Raw genomic sequence first — 7578 nt, forward strand, 5'->3', positions numbered from 1 at the left:
GAATTTCTAGAGAGAAAGTACCAAATTCATTAGTAGTCTGAGTACCTAAATTTGTCTTATTTCCATCTGGATTATTTATAGTTACTTGATAATCCATATTTTCCGCTTGTTTCAAGTTACCATTTTCCAAATAATAAGCAGCTCCAGTCAACCAAACTTTTTCCCCTGGTTGATAAAGTTCTCTATCAGAAAAAATAGTACCCCGCGATTCAGCCTTGCCACTATCCCAACCAGAATAAATCCCATAACCATAAGTACCACTATATTCTTTAGTTCTAGCAAAAGCCCAATCTTCGTTTTCTTTGGCAATTACTAATAATTCCGGTGCTTGGGAAAAACGCCGACCGTTCATACATTTTTGTAAGTCGGTTTGAGAGAGGGTAAGTAAACCATTTTTATCAGTTTTTCCCGTGGCACAAATAGTAGGTTTAGGCTGAGATTTAGCATTTAATTGAGATTGATAAATCTCCACATCCGCCACAACAGGCGCACCATCATCTAAATGATTTACCCGAATAATTCCCGACTCTGGAAACCACTGAGCAAATACTCCCAAATTAGTCAGTTGTACCAATCCATAAAATTTTGGTTCCTGCCATTTTTGTTGACCATTTTGTTCATAAGAACTCGTCCGTGCTTTTACCCCATAAGCCAACATTCCTGTCTGACCGCCTAGTTGTTCTCTGAGGGGAACTGCTACTTCTTTAATCTGATTTTTTTCACCAGAAACAGGATAGTTTTGCCACTTTTCATTTGCTGGTAATAAATTTTTTCTATCTCTTCTGGGATAAGCCGATTCTGCGTAAACCAAATCTGTTGGTTTAATAACTTGATAAGCTGCTTGATATTCCGAATCTGGCAAATTTACTGTGGAAATATTTAATTGTAAATCCTGACTAGAAGGAAAAATATTTAAACCCACAGGTACCGAAAGATTTCCGACTAAATCTCCTGTTTGATAATTCAAAGTAACAGGCTTTTCTAATACTTGCCCGAATTTATCTTTGAGATTAGCGCCGATAGTAATTGTATAGTTTGTATCGGGTTCAAATGCCCAAGGATTGAAACTAACAACATTATAGTCATCATAAGCTTGAATCAGATTTTTTGTCTCTGTTGGTTCTGGTTCAATAGTAATATTTTCTAATGCTGATTCAGGTACAACACCATGATTAAATTCCAACATGGGATTACCTTTAACAAACCTACCGCCACCCTGGGAAAATTTCAGTTCAGAAAATTCAAAAGCAGAATAAGTTTCTACTTCACTGACAAAAGGTGTTTGGCTGGGTAAATTACCTTTTACAGGTTCAATTCCCGAGTCAAATTCCAGGCGATATTTAGTACCCTTTTCTAGAGTAGTTTGGGGAGCGATCGAATAATTCCACTGACGGAATGAAGAGTCAAATTCTTCTGTAATAACTTCTTCTTCCTCCTCATTAGTTTCCAATGTTTCTAAACTAACTGTCAAAGGTAAAGTTTCTGTTTCTCCCTCTGGTAAAAGTTTTAAATTTTCCTCAATTGAATTTACATCCAACTCCACATTTGAAGTAAATTTTAACGTCGGATTTATATCAATTGGTTGTGGTGTTCTATTTTGCTGCTTAGTAGTTGGTAAATTCGTTAATTTAACTGGTTCAGTATTGAAAGTCCAGGCTAAATCTTCATCTAATTGATGATTTTTCAGGTCGGATAAACCAGCCTTCAAAGTAACTTTTACTCTCGTAGACTTTGGCAAAGCCTCCGCAGGTTGAAACCCTACCATTTTCGGAGTCAAAAATCGGAATTGACCAGGTAATTCTGGGAAAATTTCAAACTTTTTAAGTTTCTCCTGTTGTTCTGGAGAATCTAAAGTCTCCAAAGGAATTAAAGGTTCTTTAAACCGAATCCGAATTTGACTTAAAAGTTCCGCTTCTCCCGTCGGACTAATTTGTTCTATCCACTCCGGTAGTGGAGGAGTAATAATTAAATCTACCATGGGTAACTTTGCCTGTTTTGAACTTGTGTTAAAAAAACCACAAGCTGCAATGGCAAAAGCTAGGAATAATCCTAGTAAAAAATGTTTCCAATATTTAAGCATCATATTTGTTTGATTTGAAGATAGTTTTTACCTACAATTATTAGAGGTTAATTTCCTGAATAAGATAGATAAGTTTATCTATTTATGGTACATAATTATATCTCTAAAAATTAAAACTGACAATTGAAAATTTTTAATGTTTTTGTATATTTTCTTAATAAAAGCGTTGATGAGTTAGTTAAGGAATAAATCCTTAAAAGCCTTAACTTCAGCAATATTTGATTTAAATAATTTAATCAAGCAATACCAGCAAATTATACAGAACAAGAAAAAGAGCTTTGGGAAGTTAGAGACCTAAACCCGATCGACATTATATTTTTCTAGTACTTATGAAAATCTTTAAGTAGACCCTCGGAGAAAATATAGAAGAATATTTATAGATAAAAACATATCAAGCAGATTTTCTTGCTAATTTTTATGCTTCATAGTAAGATTTACAAATAAATTTATCTATCTCATCTGCTTGAAATTAGATATGAAAGCCAACGAAGTTAATCTCCATAGATTTCTCTCTCAAAATGATACACAATTTGTTATCCCAATTTATCAAAGAAATTATGATTGGGGTTCTGCTCAATGTAAACAACTGTTAGATGATATTTTTGAACTTGGCGAAAAAGAAAAACTAAATGCTCACTTTATTGGAAGCATTGTTTATATACATGATGATATTTACTCAGTTTCAGGAATCAGGGAACTAACTATTATTGATGGGCAACAACGTTTAACCACTGTCACTTTAATTTATTTAGTTCTTTACAGATTAGCAAAAGAATTGCAGAAGGAAGCTTTAGCTAATCGGATAAATAAGACATACCTAATTAATGAATTTGCTCAGGATGAAGAAAAATTAAAATTAAGACCAACAGAAAATAATGAGAAAATTTTAAAATCTCTATTAGATACTGACAATCAAGAAGAATACTCAGACTTCTCACGGTTAGTTGATAATTTCAACTACTTTCGCTCTAGAATATCTGAAGAAAACTATGAAATTATACAGACAGGATTGAATAAATTAATGTTTGTGGAAATATCTCTAGAAAGGGGAAAAGACGACCCCAAAAGAATATTTGAAAGTCTGAATTCCACAGGTCTTGAATTATCTCAATCAGATTTAATCAGAAACTATATATTAATGGGTCTTAAAACTAAATCACAAGAAAATATTTACAGAAATTATTGGAAATCTATTGAAAAAAACGCCAGAGATGAATCCAAAAACTCTACTAAAGTTTCTGACTACATTCGAGATTATTTAACCCTTGAAAATAAGAAAATTCCTAACAAAAATAAAGTTTATCAAGAGTTTAAATTAAAATACCCAATATCAACAACCGTTGAAGATGTAGAAAATAATCTGAAGCCTATCAAAAAATTTGCCAAATACTATCACAAGTTAGTAAATCCTATTCATGAGCCATAACGAGAAATTAGATTACAATTAGAATATATTAATCGCTTAGAAATTAATGTTACTTATCCATTTATGTTGAAAGTATATGATGACTATTCCAGCCGTTTAATATCTAAACAAACATTTGTTGATGTCTTAGAGTTAATTCAATCATTTACATGGAGAAGATTTATTGTTGGATTAGCACCTAATTCACTTAATAAAATTTTTATGCGCCTTTATGAAGATGTTAATCCAGAAGATTATTTAACTTCTATTCAATCAGCCTTGATTAATAAAAAAGGCTACCAAAGATTTCCTAGAAATCATGAAGTAATAAATGCTCTTCGAGAAAAAGATATGTATGGCATCAAGGCAAAAAATAGAATTTATTGCTTAGAGCGATTAGAAAATTATCAAAACAAGGAACCTGTCAAAATTGAAGAAAATAATGACATTACTATAGAACATATATTTCCTCAAAATCCTGAGCCACAGTGGGAAGCAGAATTAGGAACGGAAGAATTTAATTCGATTAAAGATAATTATTTGAATATTATTGCTAATTTAACTCTTTCTGGCAATAATGGTAAGTTAGGAAATAAAACATTTACTTCTAAAAGAGATATGAATATAGATGGCGAAGAGCAAGGTTATAAATATAGTAGACTTTGGTTGAATCGCTATTTAAGCGAAATAGATAAATGGGGAAAAGAAGAAATTGAAGAGAGATTAAAAAGAATCGCTGAAAGATTTTTGCAAGTATGGTCATTTCCAGAAATTAAAACTAACACTGAAATAGATTTTAATGAAGTTAGTATTTTTGATGCCGAAGAACCTACTGGTAAAAAGTTAGAGTACGCTATCTTTTTTGATAAGAAAATAGAAATATCAGAAGTCAGTAAACTATATTTAGAAGTGATGAAACAATTGTTTGAAATACAACCTCAAACATTCTTTACTTCCGATTTAAAGGAAAAGCTAAATATTACAAAAGACCCCAGCCAGTGCAGACAAGCTGCTCCTATTAATGAGACCTATTTCATAGAAGCACATCTAGACAGTAAGAAAAAATTTGAGAGGATAAAAAAAGCTTTAACTGTTTTTGATTTTGAGGAGGAATTAATCATTAAATATAAACTTTAAACTCATTAGGAAAGAATTTATCTCTACAATTCACAATAAAATGTCGGTCAAGATTTAGAAGTTTTATTTTTTGATGAAGGTGATTAAATGTCTTTACAACTAATTATCAACTACCCCGAAACATTTCCCGATGCTTTAGGTAAAACTAAAGAACAATTTGAACAAGAGGCTAAATGGGCAATGGCAGTCAAATTATATGAACTTAAACAACTTTCATCAGGGATGGCTGCAGCATTAATAGGGGTAGATAGAGTCACATTTTTACTAAAATTAAACGATTATGAAGTCCCCATAATTGACCTTAGTGAAGCTGAATTATTATCTGACTTAAACAATGCCTAATCCCCAAAAAATTGTGATTAATACTTCTCCTTTAATTGCTCTTATTGCTGCCGTGAATGACTTAACAATTTTACAGTCACTTTATAGCGAAGTTCATGTACCTCTTGAAGTTTGCCAAGAAATATTAGTTGGGGGCACAAATAATTTTGCTGTTGCAGAATTTCAAGCTGATACTTGGCTACAAAAATCATCATCTATACTCAATATTTCTCCCCTACTTCTTAACTCTCTCGACCGAGGAGAAGCGTCGGTAATTCAACTTGCTTTAAATGAAAATATTGAGACAGTTTGTATTGATGAAATAGTTGGCAGAAGAATTGCCAGATTAAGCGGTCTTTCTGTTACAGGTTCCATTGGTATTTTGCTCCGAGCTAAACAGAAAGGCTACCCTTTATCGATAAAAACTGCTATTCAAAAAATGCTTAACCGGAATATTCGTTTAAGTGAAACAGTCATTAATTTTGCCCTTAAGCAAGCAGGAGAAAATCCAGAGTAGAAAACCCAAAAAATTATGTAAAAATAGAATTAGAGTAGGTTGGATTTCGGTTCCTTAACCCAAAATCAAAGATATATAGCCAACAAATAATTAGATAAGAATATAATTAGTTATTGTTGGGTTGCGCTGTCGCTTAACCCAACCTACAAAGATTCATCTCTACAATTGACAATAAAATGACAGAAATAACCGCTAATTATGATGAACCGTGGAAAGCAGCAATTTCTGAATATTTTGAATCTTTCCTCAGCTTCTTTTATCCAGAAATTCATGTCTCTATTAACTGGCAAAAAAAACCTGTTTCTCTAGATAAAGAATTAGAACAAATTACAGCCTCGGCAACAACAGAAAAGCGTTATGCCGATAAATTATTTCAAGCTTGGTTATTGGACGATCGAGAAATCTGAATTTTGATTCATATTGAAGTGCAAAGTCAGTATGACCGAGAATTTAGTCAACGAATGTTTATTTATAACTATCGAGCTTTTGACCTTTACAATAAACCAGTAATTAGTTTAGCTATACTGGGAGATGAAAACCCATCTTGGCGACCAAATTTCTATGAATATGGTTTAGGAAACAGTCAAATGAGATTGGATTTTGCCATAGTCAAACTTTTAGATTATCAATGGGAGGAATTAGAATCGAATAATAATCCATTTGCTATGATAGTAATGGCACATTTGAAAACTAAGAGTACCACAAGTAACCTGACAGAAAGAGAGCAATGGAAATGGGAATTAGTTAGAAGTTTATACGAAAAGGGTTTAACCAAGTTTGATATTATCAATTTGTTTAAATTCATTGATAAAATGATGACATTACCCCCAGAATTAGAATCAAACTTTCAAAGCAAAATTAATCAATATGAGGAGGAACAGAGAATGGAATTTTTAAGCACTATAGAAGAATTGGCTATGGAAAGAGGTCAGCAAATAGGTCAACAAAGAGGTCAGCAAATAGGTGAAGAAATAGGAGCAAAAGAAAATTGCAGACAAAATATTCTCGACTTACTGGAAAAACGCTTTAATAGTTTGCCAGAAACTCTGATAAAAGCTATTAATGAAATTAATGACTTAGCTTTGCTAAAACAGTTACTTGTAGAAACAATTACTGTTAATTCAGTTGCAGAGTTTGAGGAATTAATTAAAGATGACTCATTTCGGGAAAATTAACAAAATTAATCAATATGAGGAGGAACAAAGAATGGAATTTTTAAGCACTATGGAAGAATTAGCTATCGAAAGAGGTCAGGAAATAGGAGCAAAAGCAACTTGCAGACAAAATATTCTCGACTTACTGGAAAAACGCTTTAATAGTTTGCCAGAAACTCTGATAAAAGCTATTAATGAAATTAATGACTTAGCTTTGCTAAAACAGTTACTTGTAGAAACAATTACTGTTAATTCAGTTGCAGAGTTTGAGGAATTAATTAAAGATGACTCATTTCGGGAAAATTAACATAATTCCTATTTCTCAGTGTGAGAGAAGGGTTGATAATTAATTAATATAACTCACAACAAATTAATACCCCGAAGCAATCTTTTATAACTCTAAATTATTGATAAAATTACTTCGGGGAGTTAGAGATAAAAATTAGGAATTAACTGTTTTGTCAGACTCCCTTGCTAATGCAAACCTACCGCTAATGCAATAACACTGTTGGTAAAAATATAAGTTATTTTTGGGTTGCGCGTTGGCGGAGCCTAGCGGCAGCTATATCGCTTAACCCAACCTACAAAGACTAATATCAGGAGAAATAGACCTAGAAAACCTCCAGATCGAAACAGATAGCAATTAATAAAGAGTAGGTTGGGTTGAGGAACGTTAGCGCCAGCTTATCCGTAGGATAAACCCAACATCAAAAAATATAGCAAACAATAACTAGACCATAATATCATACAGCGCTTTTCATTTCGGTAAAACAAAGTAGGGGCCAACGGCCGTTGGCCCCTACGGAGTTTCCAACTAATCCGCATTAACCCAAGCGGGGGGGTCTCTTCAGTTATCAGTTATCAGTTATCAGTTATCAGTATCTCCTGTAATAGAGAGGCTACGAAAATACGGATTTGTCAAAGAACTATGTTGTTTCCAACTAATCCGCATTAACCCAAGCGG

Annotated in this window: 8 protein-coding genes; 7 read left to right on the forward strand and 1 reads right to left on the reverse strand. The window is 32.8% G+C overall.

Annotated elements, in window-relative coordinates; translation table 11 throughout:
- A partial coding sequence (locus AC3DU7_RS13590) for an Ig-like domain-containing domain (RefSeq protein WP_488039874.1) occupies nt 1-2083 on the reverse strand: 2083 nt, incomplete at its 3' end.
- Nucleotides 2084-2555: 472 nt separating this feature from the next.
- On the opposite strand from AC3DU7_RS13590, the gene AC3DU7_RS13595 reads away from it, so the two are divergent.
- The 7 genes from AC3DU7_RS13595 to AC3DU7_RS13625 all read left to right on the forward strand — a co-directional run bounded on the left by AC3DU7_RS13595 (nt 2556) and on the right by AC3DU7_RS13625 (nt 6921).
- Complete coding sequence (locus tag AC3DU7_RS13595; protein WP_488039875.1) at nt 2556-3506, forward strand: DUF262 domain-containing protein; 951 nt, start codon at nt 2556-2558, stop codon at nt 3504-3506.
- Between the two features lie 63 nt (nt 3507-3569).
- Nucleotides 3570-4622 (forward strand): HNH endonuclease family protein, encoded by a 1053-nt coding sequence (locus AC3DU7_RS13600; RefSeq protein WP_488039876.1) that lies wholly within the window; start codon nt 3570-3572, stop codon nt 4620-4622.
- Nucleotides 4623-4709: 87 nt separating this feature from the next.
- Nucleotides 4710-4964: a UPF0175 family protein gene (locus AC3DU7_RS13605; RefSeq protein ID WP_287526894.1), complete on the forward strand. Its 255-nt coding sequence runs from the start codon at nt 4710-4712 to the stop codon at nt 4962-4964.
- Entirely contained in the window at nt 4957-5460 is a 504-nt protein-coding gene (locus tag AC3DU7_RS13610; protein WP_488039877.1) for a PIN domain-containing protein, read from the forward strand. Before AC3DU7_RS13605 ends, AC3DU7_RS13610 begins: the two co-directional genes overlap by 8 nt.
- 176 nt (nt 5461-5636) lie before the next feature.
- On the forward strand, nt 5637-5867 hold the full coding sequence (locus AC3DU7_RS13615; protein WP_488039878.1) for a hypothetical protein: 231 nt from the start codon (nt 5637-5639) through the stop codon (nt 5865-5867).
- A 3-nt stretch (nt 5868-5870) separates the two neighbouring features.
- Nucleotides 5871-6635, forward strand: a complete 765-nt coding sequence (locus tag AC3DU7_RS13620; protein ID WP_488039879.1) for an RpnC/YadD family protein — start codon at nt 5871-5873, stop codon at nt 6633-6635.
- 31 nt (nt 6636-6666) lie between these two features.
- Nucleotides 6667-6921, forward strand: coding sequence for a hypothetical protein (locus AC3DU7_RS13625; RefSeq protein ID WP_488039880.1), 255 nt, complete (start codon nt 6667-6669; stop codon nt 6919-6921).
- Nucleotides 6922-7578 lie beyond the last annotated feature (657 nt).

The sequence above is a fragment of the Okeania sp. genome, from assembly GCF_983059655.1.